Annotated in this window: 18 protein-coding genes; 15 read left to right on the top strand and 3 right to left on the bottom strand. The window is 69.0% G+C overall.

What is annotated here, in order from left to right; genetic code table 11:
* The first annotated feature begins 9 nt into the window (after nt 1–9).
* The 5 genes from RAH40_RS04075 to RAH40_RS04095 are packed head-to-tail and all read left to right on the top strand — an operon-like array spanning nt 10 to nt 6,725.
* Complete coding sequence (locus tag RAH40_RS04075) at nt 10–1,953, top strand: APC family permease (RefSeq protein WP_306600802.1); 1,944 nt, start codon at nt 10–12, stop codon at nt 1,951–1,953.
* Between the two features lie 51 nt (nt 1,954–2,004).
* Nucleotides 2,005–2,991 carry an ABC transporter substrate-binding protein gene (locus RAH40_RS04080; RefSeq protein WP_306600803.1) on the top strand — a complete coding sequence of 329 codons (987 nt, stop codon included), beginning with the start codon at nt 2,005–2,007 and terminating at the stop codon, nt 2,989–2,991.
* Between the two features lies 1 nt (nt 2,992).
* Nucleotides 2,993–3,994: an ABC transporter ATP-binding protein gene (locus RAH40_RS04085; RefSeq protein ID WP_306600804.1), complete on the top strand. Its 1,002-nt coding sequence runs from the start codon at nt 2,993–2,995 to the stop codon at nt 3,992–3,994.
* 1 nt (nt 3,995) lies between these two features.
* Nucleotides 3,996–5,681, top strand: a complete 1,686-nt coding sequence (locus tag RAH40_RS04090; RefSeq protein WP_306600805.1) for an iron ABC transporter permease — start codon at nt 3,996–3,998, stop codon at nt 5,679–5,681.
* Complete coding sequence (locus tag RAH40_RS04095; protein WP_306600806.1) at nt 5,682–6,725, top strand: ABC transporter ATP-binding protein; 1,044 nt, start codon at nt 5,682–5,684, stop codon at nt 6,723–6,725.
* 101 nt (nt 6,726–6,826) lie between these two features.
* Here the strand turns inward: RAH40_RS04095 and RAH40_RS04100 are convergent, their stop codons facing one another.
* From RAH40_RS04100 to RAH40_RS04110, 3 genes are read right to left on the bottom strand one after another with little or no spacing between them, the layout of a single operon-like run.
* Nucleotides 6,827–8,464, bottom strand: a complete 1,638-nt coding sequence (locus RAH40_RS04100; protein ID WP_306600807.1) for a hypothetical protein — start codon at nt 8,462–8,464, stop codon at nt 6,827–6,829.
* On the bottom strand, nt 8,461–9,327 hold the full coding sequence (locus RAH40_RS04105; protein ID WP_306600808.1) for a tetratricopeptide repeat protein: 867 nt from the start codon (nt 9,325–9,327) through the stop codon (nt 8,461–8,463). Before RAH40_RS04105 ends, RAH40_RS04100 begins: the two co-directional genes overlap by 4 nt.
* A gap of 47 nt (nt 9,328–9,374) precedes the next feature.
* The gene (locus RAH40_RS04110; RefSeq protein ID WP_306600809.1) at nt 9,375–10,205 is read right to left on the bottom strand and encodes an SAM-dependent methyltransferase; all 831 of its coding nucleotides are present in this window, start codon (nt 10,203–10,205) and stop codon (nt 9,375–9,377) included.
* A gap of 186 nt (nt 10,206–10,391) precedes the next feature.
* On the opposite strand from RAH40_RS04110, the gene RAH40_RS04115 reads away from it, so the two are divergent.
* From RAH40_RS04115 to RAH40_RS04160, 10 genes are all read left to right on the top strand, one after another.
* Nucleotides 10,392–11,813 (top strand): MFS transporter, encoded by a 1,422-nt coding sequence (locus tag RAH40_RS04115; RefSeq protein ID WP_306600810.1) that lies wholly within the window; start codon nt 10,392–10,394, stop codon nt 11,811–11,813.
* 2 nt (nt 11,814–11,815) lie between these two features.
* Nucleotides 11,816–12,814, top strand: coding sequence for a tRNA-dihydrouridine synthase family protein (locus RAH40_RS04120; protein ID WP_306600811.1), 999 nt, complete (start codon nt 11,816–11,818; stop codon nt 12,812–12,814).
* A gap of 78 nt (nt 12,815–12,892) precedes the next feature.
* Nucleotides 12,893–13,228: an STAS domain-containing protein gene (locus tag RAH40_RS04125; RefSeq protein WP_306600812.1), complete on the top strand. Its 336-nt coding sequence runs from the start codon at nt 12,893–12,895 to the stop codon at nt 13,226–13,228.
* A gap of 3 nt (nt 13,229–13,231) precedes the next feature.
* Nucleotides 13,232–15,541, top strand: a complete 2,310-nt coding sequence (locus tag RAH40_RS04130) for a hypothetical protein (protein ID WP_306600813.1) — start codon at nt 13,232–13,234, stop codon at nt 15,539–15,541.
* A gap of 77 nt (nt 15,542–15,618) precedes the next feature.
* The gene (locus tag RAH40_RS04135) at nt 15,619–16,176 is read left to right on the top strand and encodes a hypothetical protein (protein ID WP_306600814.1); all 558 of its coding nucleotides are present in this window, start codon (nt 15,619–15,621) and stop codon (nt 16,174–16,176) included.
* A 20-nt stretch (nt 16,177–16,196) separates the two neighbouring features.
* Complete coding sequence (locus tag RAH40_RS04140; protein ID WP_306600815.1) at nt 16,197–17,471, top strand: chloride channel protein; 1,275 nt, start codon at nt 16,197–16,199, stop codon at nt 17,469–17,471.
* Nucleotides 17,472–17,557: 86 nt separating this feature from the next.
* The gene (locus RAH40_RS04145; protein ID WP_306600816.1) at nt 17,558–19,789 is read left to right on the top strand and encodes an NADP-dependent isocitrate dehydrogenase; all 2,232 of its coding nucleotides are present in this window, start codon (nt 17,558–17,560) and stop codon (nt 19,787–19,789) included.
* A 175-nt stretch (nt 19,790–19,964) separates the two neighbouring features.
* Nucleotides 19,965–21,011 carry an LD-carboxypeptidase gene (locus tag RAH40_RS04150; protein WP_306600817.1) on the top strand — a complete coding sequence of 349 codons (1,047 nt, stop codon included), beginning with the start codon at nt 19,965–19,967 and terminating at the stop codon, nt 21,009–21,011.
* Entirely contained in the window at nt 21,011–22,411 is a 1,401-nt protein-coding gene (locus RAH40_RS04155) for a M14 family zinc carboxypeptidase (protein ID WP_306600818.1), read from the top strand. The genes RAH40_RS04150 and RAH40_RS04155 overlap by 1 nt, the downstream gene beginning before the upstream one ends.
* A gap of 254 nt (nt 22,412–22,665) precedes the next feature.
* Nucleotides 22,666–25,593: a TonB-dependent receptor gene (locus RAH40_RS04160; protein ID WP_306600819.1), complete on the top strand. Its 2,928-nt coding sequence runs from the start codon at nt 22,666–22,668 to the stop codon at nt 25,591–25,593.
* The last annotated feature ends 98 nt before the right edge of the window (nt 25,594–25,691 follow it).

The following is a 25,691-nucleotide window of genomic DNA, read 5'->3' on the forward strand; positions in this document are numbered from 1 at the left end:
AAACACCCCATGCAGCCATTCCGAAGACTCATCCTGGGGCGCCGACTGGCCAGTGACGAGACGCAGCACACCAAGGTGAGCAATTTCGTCGGGCTTTCCGTGTTCAGCTCCGACGCGCTCTCCTCGGTGGCCTACGCCACCCAGGAGATCATGGCCAGCCTGTCCAGCAACCTGCATGGCCTGGCGGGGGTCAGCCTTGCCGCCGCGGCAGCCGCTCTTTACGGAATGTCCATCCCGGTGGCCCTGGGCATCGCGGGCCTCCTGGTCATCCTGGGCATCGGCTACCGGCAGACGGTCATGGCCTATCCCGGCGGCGGCGGCGCCTACATCGTGGCCAAGGAGAACCTGGGCGAGCTCGCGGCCCAGACCGCCGGCGCCGCCCTTCTCACGGACTACATCCTCACCGTGGCCGCCAGCGTCTCCTCGGGCGTGGCGGCCATCACTTCGGCCATGCCCTCCCTGGGCGAGCACAACGTGCCCATCACCATCCTGGCCATCTGCTTCATCGCCGTGCTGAACCTGCGCGGCGTGAAGGAGTCGGGGGCCTTCTTCGCCGTACCCACCTACGGCTTCGTCTTCCTCATCATGGTGATGCTCGCCACCGGCGTCGTGCGGGCCATCCTGATCGGCGGGCCCACGCCCGTCATGGTGCATGACTCCGTGCGCCACGCCACGCACCTGGGCAGTTTCGCCATGGTGTGGATCTTCATGCGCGCCTTCAGCGCCGGGTGCACCGCCCTGACGGGGGTCGAAGCCATCTCCAACGGCGTCACCGCCTTCCGCGAGCCCGCCGCCAAGAACGCCGCCAAGACCATGGTCTGGATGATCGCGCTGCTTGGCATCATGTTCCTGGGCATCACCTTCCTGGCCTCCCGGCTCGGGGTGGTCTACACGCACAGCGCCGACGCCAGCCAGGTGGCGGAGACCCTTCTTTCCAAGCTGAGCAAGGCCATCTACGGGGACGTGACCCACGGCCTGCCCAAGCTGATGTACTACCTGACCCAGGGCTTCACCTTCGCCGTCCTGGTGGTGGCGGCCAACACGGCCTATGCCGATTTCCCCCGCCTCGCGGCCCTCCACGCCACCGACGGCTTCCTGCCCAAGCAGCTCACGAGCCAGGGCGACCGGCTCGTGTTCAGCAACGGCATCCTGATCCTCACCTTCGTGAGCTGCCTGCTGGTGTGGGTCTGCCACGCCAACACCGACCTGCTGCTGCCCCTCTACGCCCTGGGCGTGTTCATCGGCTTCACCGTGAGCCAGACGGGCATGGTCATGCACTGGGTCAACCGCAAGAGGACGGAACCGGCCTGGATGTTCAAGGCCTTCCTGAATGGCGTCGGCGCGGCCGCGGCGGGCGTCGTCATGCTCGACATCGCCGTCACGAAGTTCGTCCACGGAGCCTGGATCATCGTGGTGCTCGTCCCGACCCTGGTCATCATCTTCTTCCGCATCCACCGCCACTACATCCGCATCAGGTCCCTGCTCGCCGCCAGCCGAACCGAGGAGGTCTACCCCCGCAAGAACCGCGTGGTGGTGCTGGTCTCGCGCATCCACCGGGGCACCCTGGAGGCCATCCGGTACGCCAAGGCCATCGCCGATCGCGGACAGGTGGAGGCCCTCACCGTCGACTTCCCCGACGCGCACGGCCACCACAGTTCCGAGTGGGAGCGCCTGAACTCCGACTGGCACCGCTACTGCGAGGGCATACCCCTGCGGGTGGTCATGAGCGAATTCCGGAAGACGGTGGAGCCCATCCTCGCAGAGGTGGACCGCATGTCCAGGGCCGAGCCGGAGATCACCATCACCGTGATCGTCCCCGAGTTCGTCACCGACAACTGGTGGGGCCAGCTGCTCCACAACCAGACCGCCCTCCGCCTCAAGGCCTACCTCTACACCCGGCCGAAGATCGTGGTGATCTCCATTCCCTACCATTTGGATCCGCACCTTCTCTAGTTCCCCCAACGGGCCCATAATGGGGCAAATCCGTTCCATATGGGGGAAGCCATGCGCAGCCGCTTCGCACCTCTGTTCCTGGCCCTGGCCCTCCTGGGGGGCACCGCCCAGGCCCAGGAGAAGGTCATGCTCTACACGTCCATGAAGGAGAGCCTCATGGGCAGGCTTCGGGACGCATTCAAGAAGAAGCAGCCCGGCATCTCCTTCGACTATTACTCCGCAGGGGCCGGCAAGGTCATGGCCAAGCTCGCCACGGAGCGCCAGGCCGGGAAGGTGGCCGCCGACATCCTCTGGCACAGCGAAGTGCCCGACTTCTTCCAGCTCAAGGCCGAGGGCATGTTCGAGCCCTACGCCTCCCCGGAGGCCGTCCACATCCGCAGCACGGTCACCGACCCCGACAGGACCTTCGCCATCGCGCGCCTGGGCACGCTGGGCATCGCCTACAACACGGACAAGGCGGCCAAGGCGGGCAAGGTGCCCAGGACCTGGGCGGACCTGCTGGACCCCGCCTTCAAGGGCAAGGTCACCCTGGCCAACCCCGCCCTCTCCGGCACCTCCTTCATGAGCTGCGCCATGCTGGTGGAGAAGTTCGGCTGGGACTACTTCGCCAAGCTCAAGGCCAACGGCGCCAAGATCGGCCAGGGCTCCGGCCAGGTGGTGGACGACACCGCCTCGGGCGACTTCACCCTATGCATCGGCGTGGACTACATCGTCCTGGACAAGATCCAGAAGGGCGCGCACCTCAAGCTGGTCTACCCCCCCGAGATGCTCGTCATCCCCAGCCCCGTCGCCATCCTCAAGAGCAGCCCCAACAAGGCCGCTGCGAAAAAGTTCGTGGACTTCCTCCTGTCCAGGGAGGGCCAGGCCATCGTCACCGCCTCGGGCACGCTGCCCGCGCGGTCCGACGTGCCCATCGATCCCGCCCAGGGCCTGGTGGCCCCGGAGGCGGCCATCAAGCGCGCCATCCACCTGGACTACCCCGCCGCCATCAAGCTGAAGGAAGGCTTCATCAAGCAGTTCGAAAAGACCATGCGCTGACATGGGCCGGGTCGCCATCGAAGGGGTCTCCAAGGCCTTCGGTCCGAAGCCGGTGCTGCGGGACCTGAGCCTGGCCATCGAGGACGGGGAGTGCTTCACGCTCCTGGGGCCCTCGGGGTGCGGCAAGACCGTGCTCATGAGGCTGGTGGCGGGATTCGAGACCCTGGACGCCGGCACGGTCCGAATCGGCGGGCGCCTGGTGTCGGGCCAGGGGGTCAACGTGCCCCCCGAGGACCGGAACCTGGGCGTGGTCTTCCAGGACTACGCCGTGTGGCCCCACCTCACGGTGCGGGACAACACGCGCTACCCCCTGAAGTTCCGCCCGGCCGCGGACGCCGCGTCCCGGGTCCAGGCCATGCTGGACCAGGTGGGCCTGGGGGCCCTGGGCGAGCGCTATCCCTCCCAGCTCTCCGGCGGCCAGCAGCAGCGCGTCGCGCTGGCCCGGGCCCTGGTGGCCCGCCCCGAGGTCATGCTCCTGGACGAGCCCCTCTCCAACCTCGATGCCAACCTCCGCGAGGAGATGCGCTTCGAGATCAAGGACCTGCAGCGCCGCCACGGCGCGACCATCCTCTACGTCACCCATGACCAGGAGGTGGCCCTGGCCCTCTCCGACCGCATCGGAATCCTCGACCAGGACGGCAGGCTGCGCCAGGTGGGCACCCCCCGCGAGATCTACGACCAGCCCGCGGACCTGGAGGTCTTCAGGTTCATGGGGGTCACCAGCTTCGTGGACATGGCCCTGGTTCCGGGCGCGCCCCAGGGTGCGCCCCTGGGCGGCTTCCGCCCCATGGAGGCCGAGCTCGTGAAGGAGGGCGGCGTGGCCGGTGTGGTGCGCCGGGTGGCCCTCCTGGGCGCGGTGGTGGACTTCCGGGTGGAGATCGGCGGCCGGGAGTGCCGCATCCAGATGGAGACGTCCGAGATCGCGGCCGCGGGCCTCCCCCGCGAGGGCGACCCCTGCTCCGTGCGCTTCCACCGGCTGCGGCCCTTCGAAAGGGAGGCCTGACATGCCCAGGCGGCGTTTCGGAGCGGCCGAGTTCCTGCTGGTGCTCTCCATCCTCATCCTCGTGGTGGTGGTGGCGGTGCCCATCCTGCTCATCTTCTGGAACGCCTTCGTGGTCGACGGCAAGCCCAACATCCCCGGCGCCCTGGCGCTGCTGGCCCAGCCCGACACCCTGGAGGCCCTCCGGAACTCCCTGGTGATCGCCGGCGGAACGACGGTCTTCAGCACCATCATCGGGGTGTCCTTCGCATGGCTCGTGTCCCGCACGGACCTGCCCTGCAAGGCGGCCATGAAGGTGCTGTTCCTGGTGCCCTTCATGCTGCCGAGCTTCATCGGCGCCCTGGCATGGAAGATCCTCCTCTCCCCCCGGGGCGGCCACATCAACCGGATCCTGATGGACCTCTTCCACCTGGAGGACCCGGTCTTCAACATCATGAGCCTGGGCGGCATCATCGCCGTGGAGACCATGTATCTCTTTCCCTTCGTCTTCATCCAGGTATCGGGCGCACTTGAGCGCATGGACCCCACCCTGGAGGAGGCGGCCCGGATCTCGGGAGCCGGGCTCTTCACCATCACCCGGCGCATCACCCTGCCCCTCATGATGCCCAGCATCCTGGCCGGGTCCCTGCTGGTGGCGCTCTACTCCCTGGCCCACTTCGGGGTGCCCGCCATCCTGGGCACCGAGCGCAACATCTTCATCATACCCACCAAGATCTACGAGAAGATCTACGCCAGCGGCGGCAATTTCGAGGCCATCCGAGTGGGAACGATGCTTTCCAGCATCCTCGTGCTTTCGGCCGCGGCCATCCTGTACCTCCAGGGCTTCATCCTCAAGTCCGGGCGCTTCCAGGTGATCTCGGGCAAGAGCATGCGCCCCATGGTCCTCAAGCTGCGCGGCCTCAGGTGGCCCCTGCTGGTGCTCTGCGTGGCCTACATCGCCGTCACCGTGCTTCTGCCCACCGCCACCATCTTCCTGGTGGGCACCCTGAAGACCTACGGCCTGGCCTTCAGGCTCGAGAACATGACCTTCACCAACTTCACGTACATCCTCTTCCACTGGGACCTCACCCGGGACGCCATCTGGAACAGCTTCTACCTGTCCCTGTCGGCGGCCCTGGTGACCATGCTCATCGGCACCCTCATCAGCTACGTGCTGGTGAAGACCCGCATCCGGGGCAAGTTCCTGCTGGAGTTCCTGGGGGTGCTGCCCTTCTCGGTGCCGGGCACCGTCATCGCCCTGGGCGTCATCCTCATGTGGAGCGGCAGGTTCGGGGTCAACCTCTACAACACCGCCTGGATCATCTTCGTGGCCTACATCGCCCGGTACATGGCCTTCTCCCTGAAGTCCACCTCGGCGGCCCTGGAGCAGGTGCACGACAGCCTGGAGGAGGCGGCGCGGGCCTGCGGCGCCTCCAAGTGGGAGGCCATGCGCGACATCGTGCTCCCGCTGATCAAGCCCGGCATGGTGGCCGCGTTCTTCCTCATCTTCCTGCCGGCGCTGCGGGAGCTGACCACGTCGGTCCTGCTCTACGGCCCCCACACCCGCACCATCGGCGTCGCCATCTACACGCTCAACGAGGACGGGGAGACGGTGTACGCCGCCGCCCTGGCCGCCATCGCCCTGGTCATCATCGTCATCGGGCAGCTGGTCATCAAGCGCGTCACCCGCGCGAAGATCGAGGGGGTCTAGATGGCCACCGTGACCCTCTCCAACGTCACCAAGCGCTTCGGCGCCGTCACGGCCGTGGACGGCCTGGACCTGGAGATCCGGGACGGGGAGTGCTTCTCCCTCCTGGGCCCCTCCGGCTGCGGCAAGACCACCACCCTGCGCATGCTCGCGGGGTTCGAGGACCTGGACGAGGGCGAGATCCGCGTGGGGGGCCGGATCTTCTCGAGCAGCGCGAAGCGCTACTACCTTCCTCCCGAGAAAAGGGACTTCGGCATGGTCTTCCAGGCATTCGCCGTGTGGCCCCACCTGGACATCTTCGACAACGTGGCCTTCCCGCTGAAGATCAAGGGCATGAACAGGGCCGACATCCAGGCCCGCACCCGGCGGGCGCTGGACTACACCGGCCTCCTGAAGGTCGAGCACGCCTTCCCGGGCGAACTCTCCGGCGGCGAGAAGCAGCGCATCGCCCTTGCCAGGGCCATCGCCGTCAACCCCCAGGTGATGCTCCTGGACGAGCCCCTGTCCAACCTCGACCCCAGGCTCCGGGAGGAGATGCGCTTCGAGATCAAGGACCTGCAGCGCAAGCTGGGCTTCACCATCGTGTTCGTCACCCACGACCAGGCCGAGGCCATGGCCATCTCCGACCGCATGCTGGTCATGCGCGACGGCGTCCTGCAGCAGGTGGGAGCCCCGATCGACATCTACGAGCGCCCCGCGAGCCGCTTCGTGTTCAGCTTCATCGGGCTGTCGAACTTCCTGCCCGTGGAGACGCGGGAAGGGGGGATCTTCGTACAGGGCGCGCCGGAGGCCGGGGCCGTGGAGGGCACCGCGCCGGTCGCGGCTTCCGCGTGGACCCTGGCCTGCCGCCCCACGGCCATCGACCTGGTGCCCGCAGGCGGCGTGCGGGGCGTCGTGGCACGGCGCGTCTACCTGGGCGAGACGGTGGACTACCGCATCCAGGTCGGCCCCCACGAGGTGCGGGTTCAGAAGGGCGCGCGCCACGCCCGCTTCGAGGAAGGCGCGCCGGTGGGGTTGCGGATCAGGACGTTCCTGGCCTACGAATAGGATGTGGCATGCAGATCCGGCGCCCATTTGGGTGGGATCCTCCCATTGTAAAATTTTCTTATTGTTTTAGTAATAATTGGCGACGGGCCAGCCGGCGGCCCTCAGCCCTTCCGGCCGGGGACGGGTGGGCGCGGCCTGCTTCGCAGGTCGATGAGGATCCGCATGCGGTCCAGGTTCTCCTGGAGGTCCTTCACCATGGCCGGCGGCGCCGCGCGGAGGGCCTCCTCCATCCGCGCCACCGCCTCCCCATAGCGCTTTCCCCTGAAGGCCTCCATCCCCAGGGCGGCGAGGCGTTCCACCTCCTTCCGGACCTGGACCTCGAGCTCCAGTTGCGCGGCCCGCGCCAGATGGGGTTCCAGGGTCTGGGCGGCCACCTCCCGCAGGAGGGCCCTGGCCTGTTCCGGGTGGGAGGCCTGGGCGTAGATCGTGGCTAGGCTGTACTTCATCCCGTACTGGCCCGGCCGCGCCCGGCAGGCGTCCTCCAGCAGGGCCAGTTCCCCTTCCTGGGGGGCCCCTCCCGCCATCACCAGCCGCGCCAGCGCCAGGAGGGTGTCCGGGAAGGGGCAGCCCAGCTGGAGGGAGCGCCGGAGGTGGGTCCGCGCCTCGTCCCCGCCACCCAGGGCCATGCCGGCGAAATAGTGGTACACGGCGTTGTCCGGTTCGGCCAGGGAGGCCTGGCGGAAGTTGCCGGCCGCGTCGCCCCTGCCGGGGTCCAGCGCGGCCAGCAGCCCCAGCCCGAACCGGGCGGTGGCGCACCGGGGGTCGGCCTCCAGGGCCGCCTGGAAAAGGTCCGCCGCCGATTCCAGGCTGCCGTGGCCGGGGGCGAGCCTCAGGAGGCCCAGCCTGGCCAGGGTTTCGGACGGGGTGAGCTCGTTCCACGTGAAGGCCGCGTCCACCTGGAGGTGCCGGAACTGGAGGGTCCAGGTATGGATCTGCCGCGTGCGCGCCAACAGGGCGAGGTAGTCGGCGAGTTCCCGGTCCAGGGCCTGCGGGGCGCACTGGAAGGCCCGCTCGAAGCTCTCCTGGGCGGACCGGCCCGCGCCGATCAGGTCCAGGAAGGCGCCCAGCTTGGCCCGGCGCTCCTCCCCGGTCGTCACGAGGTACGACGTCAGGAGCCAGACCGTGGCGTACACCCGCTGACGCTCCGGACCCCGGGCGTATTCGGGCGAAGCGGGATCCAGGGCCAGGAGGCGCGCGGCGGGAAAGCAGCCTCCGGCGGCGAGGGCCGGCAGATAGCCCGCCGGCGGGGTGCCCAGGACCACCTCCTGCCCTTCCAGGCGCAGGGTCTGGAAGAAGCAGGCCAGTCCTTCGTTCAGCCACAAGGGGACACCGGGGTGGTTGAACGCCAGGTACTGGTGGAGGTACTCGTGATAGGCCGTCTCCGTGCCCTGGCTGGAATCGGAATTCAGGGCGATGTAGCCGCCGTCGGGGTGCTGGACGAAGAACCCGGCCTCGTCGGGGGTGCGGCTGAAGGACCGGAAACCCTCGACCGACCCGAACAGGTAGACGAAACAGGGCAGCTGGAGGCCTGCCTGGGGCCTGCGCACCCGGAGATCCGGGGTGGTGTTCCGGAGGATCCCGTAAAGGGCCTCGAAGGCGCGCACCCGCTCCGCACCGTCCTTCTCCCCGCCGTTGGTGAAGAAGCGGAAATGGGCGCTGCGGGCTTCGTGCCAGGTGGGCGTCACCGGCGGCAGGGCGGCCGCCGCCAGGGCCAGGAGGCCTGCCGCGGCAAGGCTCACCGGCGGCCCTGCACCGGCTTCGGGGCCCGGTAGGCGAGGTACTTGTCGGCCATTTCGATGTTCATCTTCAGGTTCCGCGCGAGGGCGGGATCCCTGGCGCCCAGGGCCAGGGCCGCGGCGTAGTCGTCCCGGCCCTCCTTGTAGCGCTTGAGCCCCATCTGGGCCCGCCCGCGGTTGCACCACCCCTCGATGAGCCGGGGATCCAGGGCCACCGCCCTGCCCGCGGCCTCCAGGGCTTCGGGGTAAGCGGCCCGTTCGTTCATGCAGCAGGCAAGATCCGCCCAGCTCATGGCGCGCTTGGGCGCCAGGTGGACGGCCTCGTCGAGGACGGGCTCGGCCTCGGCGAACCGGCCCAGCTTGGCCAGGGCCTCCCCGCGAAGGCCCAGGTAGGCCCCGTTGGTGGGGTACCGGTCGACCAGGGCCTCGGCGCATTCCAGCAGGGCCTTCCAGTCGGGGATGGCGGAGGCCTCGTCGGCGGCCTCCATCCAGGCCGATACGTCCCCGCCCTTCCCCGCCTCCCGGTACCACTCCAGGGCCTCCCTGTGCCTGCCCAGGTGGGACAGGGCCGCCCCCTTGAACCGCACCAGGAAGTGGCCTGAGGGCCCCGTCCCCGTGCGGGCCAGCTCCTCGGTGACCGCCAGGAGCCGGTCCCACCTGGAGGCCTTGGAGAGGGCCTCCAGCCACGCGTAGCTCAGTTCGGCCCGCGCCGGGGCGGGGAGAGCCTCGATGAGATCGGCCATGGCGGCCCAGTCCTTGGCCGCGCGCAGGGTCTGGAGGCGGGCCGCGATGGCGGCCCGGTCCGCGGACGCCTGCGGCGCTGGCTGGAGGCAGAGCAGGAGCAGGAGGCTGGGTGCTAGGATCACGGGCTGTCCCTATGGATTGGCAGAACTATACCATTCCCCGGCGCCCCTCAGCCCGTGGTCGCCAGCAGGATGTGCCCGCCCCGCTCCAGAGGGGCGCCGCCTCGGCCCGCGAAGAACCGGTTCCGGATCCCGGCGGGGCCGAGGTCCTCGATGGAGCGGAAGCCCAGGGCCCGCATCCTGGCGTGCAGCTCGTCGGTCTCGAAGCGGCTCCGCAGATGCTCTCCCACGGCGGCCACGCGCCGCTCAAGGGACTCCATCGCCGCGCCAGGAGCCTGCCCGGGCGGGTTCCCGTAGTCGAAGACCACCTGGGCGCCCCCCGGCAGGGCCCCGATGAAGGCCAGGGTGGAGAACACCGCCTCCTCGGTCAGGTAGGGCACCACGCCCAGCCAGGTGAAGAAGGTGCGCTTGCCGGGGTCGAAGCCCTCCAGGGTGAGGCCGTCCTCCAGCGTCTCCCGCTCGAAGTCGACCGGCACGTAGGTGAGGTTGTCCGGCACCGGGATGGCCGCCTCGGCCAGAAGCCGGCGCTTCCAGTCCTGGGTCGCGGGGTGGTCCACCTCGTAGATGTCCAGTTCCTCGCCCAGCGGGTTGCGGTAGGCGTAGGTGTCCAGCCCCGCGCCCAGCACCACCAGCTGCCGGGCCCCGCGGGCGAAGGCGGTGCGCAGGGCGTCCTCCGCGAACCGGGTGCGCACCGCGATGAAGAGCCTGAGCTGGCGCAGGGAGACGTCGCCCGCTGCCCGCCTGACAGCTGAGGCCGCCTCCGGCCCCAGGATCCGCCCTGCCAGGGGATCCGTGAAGATGCGCCCGTTCTCCAGCACCTGATGCACGGCCCGGTGGGTCGCGGCTCCCAGGGCTGTTCGGCTCGGCTCTCCAGGCTGCATGGGGGCTAGCCTAGTTGGAGCGCGTGCGGGAATCAAGCCGGGATTCGGCGCGCCCGGGCGCAGTCCGGAGAATCCCTTGAGAAGCCTCGAATATCGCTCCCGGACGGGATCCGGCGGCTTCCCCGGAGGCAGGGCCCGGCCATAATGGCTTCACAGCCTGCTTTTGCGGCCGGCCCTGGAGGACGTTTGGACACACAGCAGGAAAACCCCCGCCGCTGGGCACTTCTGGCCCTCACCTCCGTGGGGGCGTTCATGGCGCCGCTGGACGGGTCCATCGTGTCCGTGGCCCTGCCCCGCATGGGGCCGGCCCTGCACCTCAGCTTCGCCGCGTCCATGTGGGTGCAGGCCTCATACCTCCTGGCCATGGCGGTGACCCTCATCCCCCTGGGGCGCCTGGCGGACCAGTGGGGCAAGGTGCGGTTCTACCAGGCCGGCCTGGTCATCTTCACCCTGGGCTCTGCGGCCGCGGCCTCCTCCGTCGACGGCGCCACCCTGGTGGCCAGCCGCGTCCTCCAGGGCGTGGGCGGAGCCCTGCTCAGCGCCACCTCCGCGGCCATCGTCACCAGCGCCTTCCCGGCCCGGGAGCGGGGGCGGGCCCTGGGCATCAACGTCATGGCCGTGTACGCGGGCCTGAGCGTGGGGCCGCCCCTGGGCGGGTATCTGGTGGACCACTTCGGCTGGCCCTGGATCTTCCTCATCAACCTGCCCATCGGGCTCTTCACGCTGGTCTGGGGCCTGAACCTGCTGCCCGGGGTCGAGACGCAGCACGGGCGCGGCGCGAAGATGGACCTGGGCGGCGCGGCCCTCATGGGCGTGATGCTCGTGAGCCTCATCGTGCCACTCACCTTCTCGTCGGCGTGGGGGCTGTGGTCCCGGCAGACCTGGGGGATCCTCGCCATCGCGCCCTTGGCCCTCTGGGGATTCCTGGCCTGGGAGAAGCGCGTGGCCTCTCCGCTGATCGACCTGGACCTGCTGCGCAGGAACCGGCTCTTCGCAGCGGCCAACCTCGCCGCGCTGCTCAACTACATGGCCCTCTACGCCGTGAGCGTGCTCACCGCGGTCCAGCTTCAGCTGGTCCTGGGCCACCCGGCCCGGGTCGCCGGGTGGGTGCTCATGGGGCAGCCCGTGATGATGACCCTCCTGAGCCCCTTCGCGGGCCGGCTCAGCGACCGAATGGGCTCGCGCACCCTGGCCACCTCGGGCATGGTGCTGGTGGCCGCGGGCATGACCCTCCTGGGCTCCCTGGGGCGGAGCGCGGGCCTGGCCCAGGTGGTGGGCTCCCTGGCGGTGGTGGGCCTGGGCATGGCGGCCTTCAGCGCCCCCAACACCAGCGCGATCATGGGCAGCGTGGCGCGCACGCAGCTGGGGGTGGCCAGCGCCTTCCTGGCCACGATGCGCGTCACGGGCCAGGCGCTCTCGGTGGCCTTCCTGGGCGGCATCGCCGCAAGCCGCCTGGGCAGCGGCGGCTGGCGCCTCCTGCTGGCCAAGGCCTCGGGCCCCGCCGCGGGCGCATTCGCCTGGGGATACAGCGCGGCCATGTACGCAGGCGCCGCCCTGGCCCTGCTGGGCGCCTGGGCGAGCCTCACGCGCCACGGCGGGGAGGCCTGACTGTGTTCGAGCGGATCGACATCGACGGCCGGACCTTCGCCCCCGCCCTCTTCCTCGCGCCCATGGAGGGCGTGACCAACTCCGCCTTCCGCCGCCTCCTGTCGGACTTCGGCGGCTACGGCGCCCTCTTCACCGAGATGCTGTCGGCCGGGGCCTTCCTCCAGGAGAAGACCCGGGAGTCCTCCTTCACGAAGCGCCGGGACTGCGAGGGCCCCGTCATCTACCAGTTCGGCGCATCGGGCCGCGAGGACCTGGAGGCCGTCATCCGCAAGCTCCCGGAGCTGGGCGCGGCGGCCATCGACCTGAACCTGGGCTGCCCCGCCCCCAAGGTCAAGGCCAGCGGCTGGGGCGTGGCCCTCTGCGCCGACTTCCCCCGGCTCCGCGACGTGCTCGAGCGCATCCGCCGCAGCTATGCCGGCACCCTGACCGTGAAGGTCCGTCTGGGGGACGACCCCGGGAACTGGCGCGAAGGCTTCCTGGAGCGCGTGCGGCTCTTCGAGGACGTGGGCGTCAACGCCCTGACCGTGCACGTGCGCTTTTCGGGCGAGAAGCTCAAGCGCCGCCCCCGGTGGGAGGAGTTCCCCTGGATCGCGGCCCGCACAAGGCTGCCCGTCATCGGCAACGGGGACATCTGCTCCCCCCTGGACATCGAGCGGAACCGGGCCTTCTTCGAACCGCTCGCGGGCCTGATGCTGGGACGCATCGCCGTGGTCAAGCCCTGGATCTTCCGCGAATTCGCGGGCCTGCCGACGGGGGAGATCGACCACGCCGAGGTGTGGGACCGCCTCTACCGCTATACCCTCGAGGATATGCCCCCGGAGCGCGCCTTCGGGCGGCTCATGGACTTCAGCTACTATTTCGCCAAGAACTTCATGTTCGGGCACGTGTTCTACTCCAGCCTCCAGAAGGCCGCGACCCCCGCGGAGATAAGGGAGGCGGCCCTGCGGTTCCTGGAGTCGGGGCCGGGGCTGAACCCGGGCAAGGGCCTGTCCTTCACCTGAATTTTTCCATCGAACCCCTTGACGGATCCCTCCGGATTCCTCATGGTCAGGCAACGTTCATCTCAAGGAGGAGGCAGCATGAAGATCCAGGAACGTGATGTCAACGCCGTGCACATCATCGCCCCCCAGGGCAAGGTCACCCTTGGCGACGGCGACCAGGAGCTGGGCGAGGCCGTGCGGCAGTGCCTGGAGCAGGGGCACCGGAAGATCCTCATCGATTTCACCAAGGTGTCCGTGCTGGATTCCTCGGGCCTGGGCGAGCTGGTGGGCTGCTACACCTCCATCAAGAACCGCAAGGGCGAGCTGCGCATCTGCGGGCTCAATTCCAGGATCTTCAACCTCATGCAGATGACCAGCCTGCATTCCGTGTTCGAGGTGAAAGACACCGAGGCCGAGGCGCTGGCCGGGTTCTAGGCCTTGATCGAGGAACCGCCGGTCCCGGCGCCCGACCCGCCTCCCGTTGCCGGGGGGCGGCTCAGGCTGCTGGTGGAAAGGTGGTGCGAACGGCCCATCCGGGCGGCCTGGGGCGGCGCCTCCGCCTTCGCGGGGCATGCCTGGCCGGGGTTCGCCCTGGGGGCCATGGCGGCCATGCTCGCCTTCTGCGCCTTCCTGGGGACGACCCTCCGCACGGGCCTGGGGTGGGTGCCCGATGGGGTCCTGGGCCTCGTGGCCGCCGCCTTCGCGCTGCTGGCGGCCGGCGGGATCGTGGTCCTCGTGCGGGCCGTGGCGGCGGCGTGGCCCTGGCGGTTCTGTTTCGGAGCCCTGGGCTCCCTGGCGGCGATGACGGCCATCCTGGCCGTCCTGGACGTGCCCCTTCCCTTCGCGCTGGCCTTGGCCGCGACGGCCATCCTTTCCGCCGGAGCCCTGGGCGGCGGGATCTCCGTCCTCGTGCGCGGGAGGCAGGCCGGCTGGGGACACCTGGGCGCGGCCGCGGCCCTGGCGGCGGCGACCCTGGCGCTGGGCGCGCTGCTGGCGCTCCGGCTCGCAGGGCCGGGTTCCGACCCCTACCTCCTGCCGCCGCCCCAGGTCCGGGAGGCGGAGCCCCTCCAGGCGCCGGATCCCGGCGCCCCGGGCCTCTGGAAGACCGCCACGCTCTTCTACGGCAGCGGCGCCGACAGGCACAGGAAGGAGTTCGGGCCCGCGGCCGCCCTCAGGACGCGGCCCGTGGACGCATCCCTGCTGCTGCCGGACCTCAAGGGCCTCAAGGCGCGGATCCGGCAAAGGTACTGGGGCTTCGGCAAGGAGGCCTTCCCCCTGAACGGGCGCGTCACCTACCCCGAGGGCAAGGGCCCCTTCCCCCTCGTGCTGGCCGTGCACGGCAACCACACCGCCCAGAACTTCTCCGATGGCGGCTACCAGTACCTGGGGGACCTCCTGGCCTCCCGGGGCTTCATTTTCGTCTCCGTGGACGAGAACTTCCTGAACGGGTCCTGGGAGGGCGGCATCGACAAGGAGAACGCGGCCCGGGCCTGGGTCCTCCTCAAGCACCTGGAGGCGTGGCGCGGCTGGAACGCCGAGGCGGGCAACCCCTTCCAGGGCAAGGTGGACCTGGACAACGTCGCCCTCGTCGGCCACTCCCGGGGCGGGGAGGCGGCGGCCCTGGCCGCGGCCTTCAACCGGCTCCCCTGCGACCCGGAGAACGCGGCCCTGCCCTTCGCCTTCGGATTCTCCATCAAGGCGGTGGCGGCCATCGCGCCCATCGACGGCCAGTACGAACCCTCCGGCCAGCCCATCCCCCTGGAGGACGTCAGTTACCTCGTCCTGCAGGGCAGCCACGACAGCGACGTGTCCATGTTCGCGGGCTACCGCCCCTACAAGCGCGCCCGGTTCCCTTCGGGAGGCCCCGGCTTCAAGGCGGCCCTCTGGGTCTACCGCGCCAACCACGGCCAGTTCAACACCGCCTGGGGCCGGCATGACGCGGATCCCCCCCTGTCCTGGTTCCTGGGCACCGGAGCCCTCATGGCCGGAGAGGACCAACGGCGGGTGGCCAAGGTCTTCCTTTCCGGGTTCCTGGAGGCCACGCTCCACGGGCACCGGGAGTACCTGCCGATGTTCCGGGACCCCGCGACGGCGGCGCCCTGGCTGCCCCGGGTCCTGCTCCTCAACCAGTTCGAGGACGCCACCTTCCGGGCCGTTTCCACCTTCGACGGGGGACTGGACCTCACGCGCGCCACCCTGCCCGGGGCCGTGCAGAAAGGCTCGAACCTGGCCCGGTGGCGGGAGCGCACCGTGGAGGGCCGGGGCGAGTGGTCCTTCCAGGACAAGGCCGTGACCCTTGGCTGGATCCGCACCCGGGAGAAGGTCCCCTCCTACGCCATCGCCCTGCCGCCCCTGGACTGGAACCTGACGGCCTCCGCACGCCTGGTCTTCTCCCTGGCTGATACCGACGAGGACCCGTCCGACCAGCCGCCATCCGGGGCGAAGAAGCCCATCGACCTCACCGTGGAGCTGGTGGCCGCGGACGGCACCGTGGCCCGGGTCCCCCTGAGCCGCGTCCGGCCCCTGCAGCCGGTGGTGAAGGTGCGGTTCACCAAGTGGGCAGCCCTCGACAAGGCGGCCTTCAAACAGGCCTGGGAGCCCGTGTTCCAGACCTTCGAGCTGCCCCTTGCCCTCTTCAGGGAGGCCGAGCCCGCCTGGAACCCCCGGGGCCTGAGGGAGATCCGGTTCGTGTTCGACCGGACCGACCGGGGGGTCGTGCTGCTGGACGAAGTCGGTTTCACCTTCTGAAAGAGATTGGTAGAATCCGGGCGGCCACCCTAACGGATGGGATGTTTTTGCCGATGAGAAGGCAGGAAGGCCGCACCATGGACATTACGGCCATCACAACCACCACCCTCCCCCTGACCCAGACGACGGTCAGCCAGGCCGTGACCGCCACGGACCCGGCCGCCGCCTCCCCCGCGGCGACCCCCGCCTTCGACGTCGCCCTCACGGCCATCACGGCCGCCGCCACCCCCGCGTCAGCGGACACCCTCGACCTGAACGCGGAGGACATCGCCGCCCAGGTGGAGCAGGCCGCCGTGGCCCAGCAGACCGTCCTCACCGCCATGCGCTCCGGAGCGGACGTCTCCACCCTCCTCAGCGGCCTTCCCCCCGGCGCCACGGCCACGCTCCTGGGCGGCGGCTTCGTGAGGACCCCCGCCGGGGTCAACGCCTCCGAGCTGGACGCGCTCTGGGAGTTCCATTTCCCCTTCCGCAGGCTGGACGTCCCGGCCGTGACCTCCTCCACCCATCCCGAACCCACCCGGGAAAAGGACCAGCACGGAGCCGGCAGCTCGCCCCTCACGGGCTACGGCCCCCACGGGGAGAAGGAGCCGGTGCCGGGCCAGCCCCCCGCCTCGACTCTTGATATCCTGGACTGACGGGCCCGGGACCCGTCTTCATGGTTCTTTCCAAAGCACGCATCCTGCTTCCCACCCGCACCACCCGGCTGAGGTTCCTGGCCCACACCCGCCACATCGTCGGGGTGATGCTGCCCCTGGGCGCGGCGGTGGGGCTCCTGGTGGCCCTGGCCCTGTTCTGCCTGGAGCGCTTCGAGCCGTGGATCCAGCACCTGGGGGGCCGCACCCGGCTCACCCTCCTCCTCCCGGCCGCGGGTCTCTTCCTGACCACGGCCTGGCTGCGCCTCACCCGGCTCGGTGAGGTCTCCCTGGCGCGGGACCTGGACCTGGCCCGCACGGACCCCTACCAGGCCTTCCCCTTCCTGCGGTCCCTGGGCAAGGTGGTGGGCTGCGCCCTGACCATCGGGTTCGGCGGCAGCGCCGGCATCGAGGGGCCCGGAAAGTGGTTCGGGGCGGCCATGGGCCTCCAGTACCACCGGGTGCTGAGGACCTCGGCCAACTACCTGGGCGTCGTGAGGCGCCTGGCCCGCCCCCCCCTGGTCATGGCCCGGGCCGGGGCGGCCTCGGCCCTGGCGGCGGTCTTCCGGGCCCCGCTCTCGGGCGCCCTCATGGCCGCCGAGCACCACGGCCACCTCGCCGCCGAGTCCCTCATCCCCTGCCTCGTGTCGGCGGCGTCGGGCTACGTGGTCTTCTCCGGTCTCATGGGCTACGAGCCCCTCCTTCCGCTGCCCCGGGGCATGCTGCCCCTCCGGGCCCGGGAGCTGGCCTGGGCCCTGGGCCTGGGCCTCCTGTGCGGCCTGGCCGCGACCCTCTACCTGCGGGTCCGCAAGGCCCTGGACGCCCTGCTTGGGCGGTCGCCCCTGCTGTGGCGCGGGCTGGCCGCGGGCACGGGGCTCTGCCTCCTGGCGCTGCCCGGGCATCTGCTGTTCCACGACCTGCCCGTCACCCAGGGCGGGGGCCTCGAGCTGATCAAGGCCCTGCTCCAGGGAGGGACCCTGCCCGGCCACGCCACGGCCTACCTGGTCCTCAAGCTGGCCGCCACGGCCCTCACCTTCGCGGGGGGCGGCATCGGCGGCCTCTGGCTGCCCTCCCTGACCATGGGCTGCGCCCTGGGCACGGCCTTCGACGGGTTCCTCCACCTGGGCACCCAGGGCTACCTGACCCTCGTGGGAGGCGCCGCCATGGCGGGCGCCACCAACGAGAGCCTCCTGGTGCCCGTGGTCTTCCTGGCCGAGACCACGGGCCAGGCGGCCCTCGTGGTGCCGGCCCTGGTGGCCACCACCGTCTCCTACGTCGTGGTGCGCGAAGGCAGCTGACCGGAAGGGAACAGAAAGGAACGCCCGGACAATCTGTTCTATCATGTTGGATTCACCCAAACGACTGGGTCCCGAGACGAGGTACTATGAGCGCGGAAACTGGAAAGATCATCTGGACGGGCATCGACGAGGCCCCCGCCCTGGCCACCTACTCCCTGCTTCCCATCGTCAACGCCTTCACCAAGGCGGCGGGAGTGGTCGTGGAGACCCGGGACATCTCGGTGGCGGGCCGGATCCTGGCGGCCTTCCCGGAGAACCTGGCCGAGGGCCAGCGGGTGCGCGACGAGCTCAGCTACCTGGGCGAGCTCACCCAGCTGCCCCACGCCAACATCATCAAGCTGCCCAACATCAGCGCCTCGATCCCCCAGCTGAAGGCCGCCATCAAGGAGCTGCAGGGCCAGGGCTTCGCCATCCCCGACTACCCCGAGGCCCCCGCGAGCGAGGCCGAGAAGGCCATCCAGGCCCGCTATTCCAAGGTCCTCGGCAGCGCCGTCAACCCCGTGCTCCGGGAAGGCAACTCCGACCGCCGCGTGGCCCTCTCCGTCAAGCGCTACGCCCAGAAGCACCCCCACCGCATGGGCGCCTGGAGCCCCGACTCGAAGGCCCACGTGGCCCACATGGACGCCGGCGACTTCTACGGCAGCGAGAAGTCCGTCACCGTCGCCAAGGCCGGCAACGCGCGCATCGAGTTCGTGGACGCCGACGGCGCCGTGAAGATCCTCAAGGAGAGGCTCTTCCTCCAGGAGGGCGAGGTCGTCGACGGCGCGTTCCTGAGCGTGAAGGCCCTGCGCGCCTTCATCGCCGAGCAGATCGAGGCCGCGAGGAAGGAGGGCGTCCTGTTCTCCGTGCACCTCAAGGCCACCATGATGAAGATCTCCGATCCGGTGATCTTCGGGCACTTCGTCTCCGTCTTCTTCGCGGACGTCTTCCAGAAGCACGCCGCCCTCTTCGCGGAGCTGGGCATCAACCCCGACCTGGGCCTGGGCGACCTTCACGCCAAGCTCGCCAAGCTGCCCGAAGCCCAGCGCGCCGCCGTGGAGGCCGACATCAAGGCCGTCTACGCCTCCCGCCCGGCCCTGGCCATGGTGGATTCCGACAAGGGCATCACCAACCTGCACGCCAGCAACGACGTCATCATCGACGCCTCCATGCCGGTGGTGATCCGGGATTCCGGCAAGATGTGGGGCCCCGACGGCAGGCTCCAGGACGTGAAGTGCGTCATCCCCGACCGCTGCTACTCCACCTTCTACCAGGAGGCCATCGAGGACTGCCGCCGCAACGGGCAGTTCGACCCGGCCACCATGGGCAGCGTCTCCAACGTCGGCCTCATGGCCCAGAAGGCCGAGGAGTACGGCTCCCACGACAAGACCTTCAAGGCCCCCGCCGACGGCGTCATCCGGCTGGTGGACGCCTCCGGCGCCGTGCTGCTCCAGCACGCCGTCGAGAAGGGCGACATCTGGCGCGGGTGCCAGACCAAGGACCTGCCCATCCGGGACTGGGTGCGCCTGGCCGTGAGCCGCGCCCGGGCCACCGGGGCCCCCGCGGTCTTCTGGCTGGACCGGAACCGCGCCCACGACGCCCAGCTCATCGCCAAGGTGGACCGCTACCTGAAGGACCACGACACCGCCGGCCTGGAGATCCACATCCTGAGCCCCGTGGAAGCCATGCGCTTCACCCTGCCCCGCACCCGCGCCGGCAAGGACACCATCTCGGTCACCGGCAACGCCCTGCGGGACTACCTCACCGACCTGTTCCCCATCCTGGAGCTGGGCACCAGCTCGAAGATGCTCTCCATCGTGCCCCTGCTGGCCGGCGGCGGCCTCTTCGAGACGGGCGCGGGCGGCTCGGCCCCCAAGCACGTCCAGCAGTTCCAGCAGGAGGGCTACCTGCGCTGGGACTCCCTGGGCGAGTTCCTGGCCATCGGCGTCTCCCTGGAGCACCTGGGCGCGACGTTCAAGAACGCCAAGGCGCTCCTCCTGGCCGAGACCCTGGACCAGGCCAACGCCAAGTTCCTCGACAACAACCGCAACCCCGCCCGCAAGGTCGGCCAGATCGACAACCGAGGCAGCCACTTCTACCTGGCCCTCTACTGGGCCGAGGCCCTCGCCGCCCAGACGAAGGACGCCGACCTCCAGGCCCGCTTCGCCAAGGTCGCCGCGCAGCTGCAGGCCAACGAGGCGAAGATCAACGGGGAACTGATCGCGGCCCAGGGCAGCCCCGTGGACATGGGCGGCTACTACCACCCGGACTTCGAGAAGACCTCCCGGGCCATGCGCCCCAGCCCCACCCTCAACGCCATCGTGGACGCCATCGCTTAAAAAAATCTTTTCCTCGCGATCCGCCTCGAGTCCTCTGCATCTCCGCGTTTATTTCTTCTCTTGGAACGGCCTGGACGCCCGGGCGTTGGATTACCATTTCCACCAAGTCAAGAATTGGAATGAACGCGGAGGCGCTGGGGACTCGCGGCGTCTCGCGGAGACCAGAAAGGCAGCCATGACCCAGAATCGCCGTTCCTTCCTGCAGTCGTCCCTTCTCGCGGCTGCGGCGGTCCCCTTCGCGCCCGGTCTCCTGGCGGCCCAGACCTCCAAGCCGGGGACCTTCAGGGCCCGGCGCCTCGCCCTGGGCCAGACCGTTGGCCTCGTCAGCCCCGCCGGCGCCACGTGGCAGTCCGACGAGATCACCTTCATCCAGGAGGCCCTCGCCGCCCTGGGCCTCAAGTCCAAGGTCGGCAGGCACGTCCTGGACCGCTACGGCTACCTCGCCGGCAGGGACGAGGACCGCGCCGCCGACGTCAACGCCATGTTCGCCGACGACACGGTGGACGCCATCCTCTGCGTGCGCGGCGGCTGGGGCTGCAACCGCATCCTCCCCCTCATCGACTACCGGTCCATCGCCCTCCACCCCAAGATCCTCCTCGGCTACAGCGACATCACGGCCCTGCTCAACGCCGTGCACGCGAAGACCGGCCTGGTGACCTTCCACGGCCCCGTGGGGGCCTCGGTGTGGAACGCCTACTCCGTGGACTGGCTGCGCCGCGTGCTCTTCAAGGCCGAGGCCGTCGTCATGGAGAACCCCAAAATCACGGGGGACAGCCTCGTGCAGACCCGGGACCGGATCCACACCATCACCCCGGGGACCGCCCGCGGGCGCCTCCTGGGGGGGAACCTGACGGTCCTGGCCGCCATGCTGGGCTCCTCCTACGTGCCCGACTTCACCGGCGCGATCCTCTTCCTGGAGGACACCAACGAGCACATCTACCGCATCGACCGCATGCTGACCCAGCTCCGGCTGGCCGGAATCCTGGACCGCATCTCGGGCTTCGTCTTCGGCAACTGCACCAAGTGCGACCCGGGCGACGGGCACGGCTCCCTGTCCATGGAGGAGGTGCTGAACGACCACATCCGTCCGCTGAAGGTCCCCGCCTGGGCAGGCGCGATGATCGGGCACATCGAGAACAAGTTCATGGTGCCCGTGGGCGTCCAGGCGGAGATCGACGCCGCGCGCGGGACGATCACGATGCTCGAACCCGCGGTCCGGTGATGAGGCCCCTCCTCGCCCTCCTGACCCTGGCCTGCTCCCTGGCGGCCGCGGCCCCCTGGTCCGCGCAGGCGCTGTGGGACCAGTGGCCCCAGGCGCGCGTGTCCCCGGCGGATCCGTGGGCCCTCAGGCACGCGGGCCTCCAGGTCGCCCTGGCGGCCCTCCAGACCCGGCATCCGGGGCTCTTCACGGTCGTGGAGGAGGGCCTGAGCGCCGAGGGCCGCAGGATCCAGGTGCTTCGCGCGGGCACCGGCCCCAGGGGCGTGCTCCTCTGGTCGCAGATGCACGGCGACGAGCCCACCGCCACCTCCTCCCTCCTGGACCTCATGAACTGGCTTGGCATGAACCGCGACGAACCCGAGGTCCAGCACTTCCTCTCGAGGGTCAGCCTCTGGATCATCCCGATGCTGAACCCCGACGGCGCCGAGCGCTCCCAGCGCCGGAACGCCCAGGAGATCGACATCAACCGCGACGCCCTGCGCCTCTCCTCGCCGGAAGGACGCCTCCTCAAGGCGGTGCGGGACCGCACCCGGCCCATGCTCGGCTACAACCTCCACAACCAGAACCCCCTGGTCAAGGCGGGCGCCGGGGGCCGCCAGGTGGCCATCTCCCTCCTCTCGGTGCCCGGGGACGAGGCCTTCACCGACACGCCCGGCACGCGCCTGACCCGGCGCCTCGCCGTGAAGGTCCAGCAGCTCGTCACCCCCTTCGCCCCCGGCCGCGTGGGCCGCTACGACATGGACTACACCCCCCGCGCCTTCGGCGACTCCATGACCCGCTGGGGCACCGCCACCCTCCTCATCGAGACCGGGGGCTGGTCCGGGCCCAACGAGGCCGAGCGCCTCGTAAGACTCAATTTCGTGGCCCTCCTGGGCTCGCTTTCCGCATTCGCCGACGGCTCCCTGGACGCCCTGGACCTCGCCGACTACCCGAAGATCCCCCTGAACACCCGGGACGCCATCGCCACCCTCGTCGTGCGCAACGTCAGGCTGGCCGAGGGACGCGGGCTGGCTCCGTTCACCGCGGACCTCTCCTTCGTGGTGCAGGGCCCCTTCCGGGGGGACGCCCCGCGGCGCGAACCCGCCCTCCAGGACCTGGGGGACCTGTCGTACGCCCTGGGCCTCACCGAGCTGGACGCCAGCGGCATGCTGGCCGTGCCCTGGCCCCTGGGGCCCTCCGACTGGCCCGCGCTGCGGGCCGACCTGCACGCGCGCGGCCTCGCCGAAGCCACCGAGGCCAGGCTCGCGGCCGCCGTCCGCGGCCTGGGGGACAGTGCCGTGGCGAGGCCCGGCTACCGCGGCGCCATTCTCCTCTACCGGCCCGGCACGGGCGGAATTCTGAACCTTGCGGGCGCGGTCGTCCACGGCAGGGTTGAAGGCCCCGTGGCCGCCCAGGTCAACTAGCGAACACTCATTCCCGGTTGGCAAAATACGCCTTTCCCCACCTGTCGCGGGATCGTGACAGAAATGTGACGAAGCCGTGTAATTGCAGTAGCCATTGGGGCCGGGAGCGGTATACTCCAGGTCAGAACACCTAAAAAACGTCATGTATCACCCGGGGGCGATCCGCCCTCCCAGCCGTGGAGAACTCTATGAAACTTCGGCAACTTGGAGCTTTTGCGCTCGTAATCGTCGCACTACCCGCCTCCGCGCAGCAGGTGGGTTCGATCTTCGGCAAGGTGACCGCGAAGAACGGGAAGGCCCTGGCGGGCATTCACGTGGATGTCAGCGGCAACGTCCTGCCCCAGGGCCGCAGGGTGGTCACCAGCGAACTCGGCGAGTACCGGCTGCCCTTCCTGCCTCCGGGCGAGTACAACCTCACCTTCACCCACCCGACCCGCACCACGGAAAAGCGCAAGGTCTCCGTGGCCCTCCAGCAGACCTCCACCATCAACGTGGTGATGAACGAGGCCGCCGTGCAGTCCACGGTCGTGGAAGTGGTGGGCCAGGTCAGCCAGGTCGACCCGTCCTCGGCCGAATTGAAGACCTTCATCGGCTCCGACGTGCTTTCCGCCATGCCGGTGGGGCAGGGCTACCGCGACATCCTCAAGCTCATCCCGGGGGTCGCCTTGACCAGCCAGGGCACTCGCGATCCCAACGCGGGCGGCAGCGGCCAGGACAACGTCCACCTCATGGACGGCGTCAACATCAACCTTCCCATGTATGGGTCGATCGGCCTGGGAGCGGGAACCGCCTCCTACGACATCGACCAGGTCGCCATCACCAAGGGCGGCGCCTCGGCCACCGATTTCAACCGGTCCGCAGGCTTCACGATGAACACAATCAGCAAGTCCGGCACCAACACCTTCGCCGGCGAACTCTCCTACATCGCAGTGCCGTCGAGCATGGTTGCCCGCCGTCCCGCGGGCAGCACCCAGGCGTTCGAGACCAACTCGACCTATGCCATCGCCAGCGTTGGCGGGCCCATCATCAAGGAACGCCTGTTCTTCTTCGCGTCCTTCTATCAGCCGAAGGACACCCGAAAGAACGGTTCCAACCTGTACGGCCCGGTTCCCGAATTCAGCACCGACCATAAGGAGTATTTCGGCAAGCTCACCTATTCTCCCCTCAGCAACCTCCTCCTCCATGTCAGCCACCGCCGTTCCGAGCACACCGAGCACAACACCAGCATCGGCTCCTTCTCGCCGCCGTCCGTGGCCAACGGGGGTGATTCGAATACCTACATCACCACCCTCGAAGCCTCCTGGTCCGTCACGCCCAACAACTTCCTGAACTTCAAATACACGAACTTCGCCCTCTACACCCAGGACCACCCGAACACCTTCTCCGGCGCCAAGCCGGCCCTGGACGGCAGTTCCGTGCTCGACGTCAACAACCTGGACACCCAGGGCAATCTCTCCATCCCCACCGTGGCCCAAGCGGGGTCCAATGCGACCCTTATCGCCCTCATCAACCGCTACGGGTACCCCGGGGCCAACGCCCCCGCCGGGACCCCAACCACCGCGGCGGGCTTCGTCGGCGGCGGCAGTGTCGGCTCCGCGGCCTCCATCAACACAGACAATTTCTTCCGCAAGAACTACCAGCTGGCCTGGGACGGCACGTACGGCTCCGCCGTCACCCACGATCTGCATGTCGGCTACCAGTACTGGAAGGAGATGGAGGATCTCTACCGCGTTTCCAACGGCTGGGGCTCCATCGCCACCAACCCCACAAACGTGAAGATCCCCACCACTGCGATCAGCGGCGTGGGCCTGGTCTACGCCTACGTGGCTTCACCCTACCAGCAGGGTCTCGGCCACGCCCCGCAGATCCATTCAGAGTATGTATCCCAGAATTTCGAGGTGAACGACAAGATCCGGTGGGAAAAGTTCACCTTCAACGTCGGTGTGCTGGTGAGCAACGACAAGCTCTACGGCATGGGCATCCGCTCGGATTCCACCACGGCGGGCGGCTATTCGCTGGCCCCCGGAGCCAAATATCTCGAGCATGAGATCAAGTGGGCCGACACGCTCCAGCCCCGCCTGGGCGTGACCTGGAACTACCACAAGGAGGACACCATCTACGCGAACTACGCGCGGTACGTGCCCTCCACCTCCTCCCTGCCCCGCGCGTCATCCTGGGCCCGGAACCTCGTGGGCACCATCAACGTCTACTTCGATTCCACGGGCCACATGATCGGCCAGGGCGCGGACGCCGTGTCCCAGGGCAAGCTTTACCAGGACGGACTCAAGCCCCGCCACACTGACGAGTTCATGGTCGGGACGACCCGGGACTTCGGCCACGGCCTCACGTCCCGCCTCTACGCCCGCTACCGCAAGAGCGTCAATTTCTGGGAAGACACCCCCAACAACTCCCGGGTCGTCTACAACGCCCCCTCCGACGTCCCCCACACCCTCTACATCCCCGACCTCGCCACGAAGCTCAGCAACCTGGGCGCCAACGGCGGGGCCATGAACGGCAACACCTCCGCGGTCATCGCCCAACTCGACGGCGCCTTCACCAAGTTCTACGAAGTGTCCTCCGAGACCGAGTGGACCCGTGGCCCTCTCTTCGCGAGCCTCTCCTACACCTGGAGCCACTACTACGGCAACTTCGACCAGGACAACTCCACCAACGGCTCCGCCAACGACGCCAACGTCTTCGTCGGCTCCTCCAACATCGCCGACAGCGCGGGCACCCAGATCTGGGACAACAAGTACGGCAACCTCGCCGGCGACCAGCGCCACAAGGTCAAGCTCTTCGGCAGCTACAGCTTCCCCTGGAACGGCAAGCTCGGCATCTACGGCGTCTACCAGACCGGGCAGCACTGGCAGAGGACCGACTACAAGGTCTACCAGGCCCTCATCACCGCCACCGGTTCCTCCAGCACCAGCGATACCGCCCGCTACGCGGAGCCCGCGGGTTCACGGGTGAATCCCTCCCACTACCAGATGGACCTCAGCTACACCCAGACCTTCTGGCAGCAGAAGCGGATGGGCCTCTCGGCCACCGTGGACCTGTTCAACGTCTTCAACCGGCAGACCGTCACCTCCTACAACCAGAGCGCCAACGGCGGCGCCTTCGGATATGCCCAGACCTACATGCTGCCCCGCCGCACCCAGTTCGGCGTGAAGTTCTGGTTCTGATCCCCGACGCCACCGTTGGAGGAAAGGGAGCGGCCATGCCGCTCCCTTTTTTTGTTCTTCACGGAATTGAGTGAAGGCTTCGACCCACACTCGCTTTG

Origin of the sequence: Geothrix sp. 21YS21S-2 (assembly GCF_030846775.1) — a bacterium.
GTDB lineage: Bacteria > Acidobacteriota > Holophagae > Holophagales > Holophagaceae > Mesoterricola.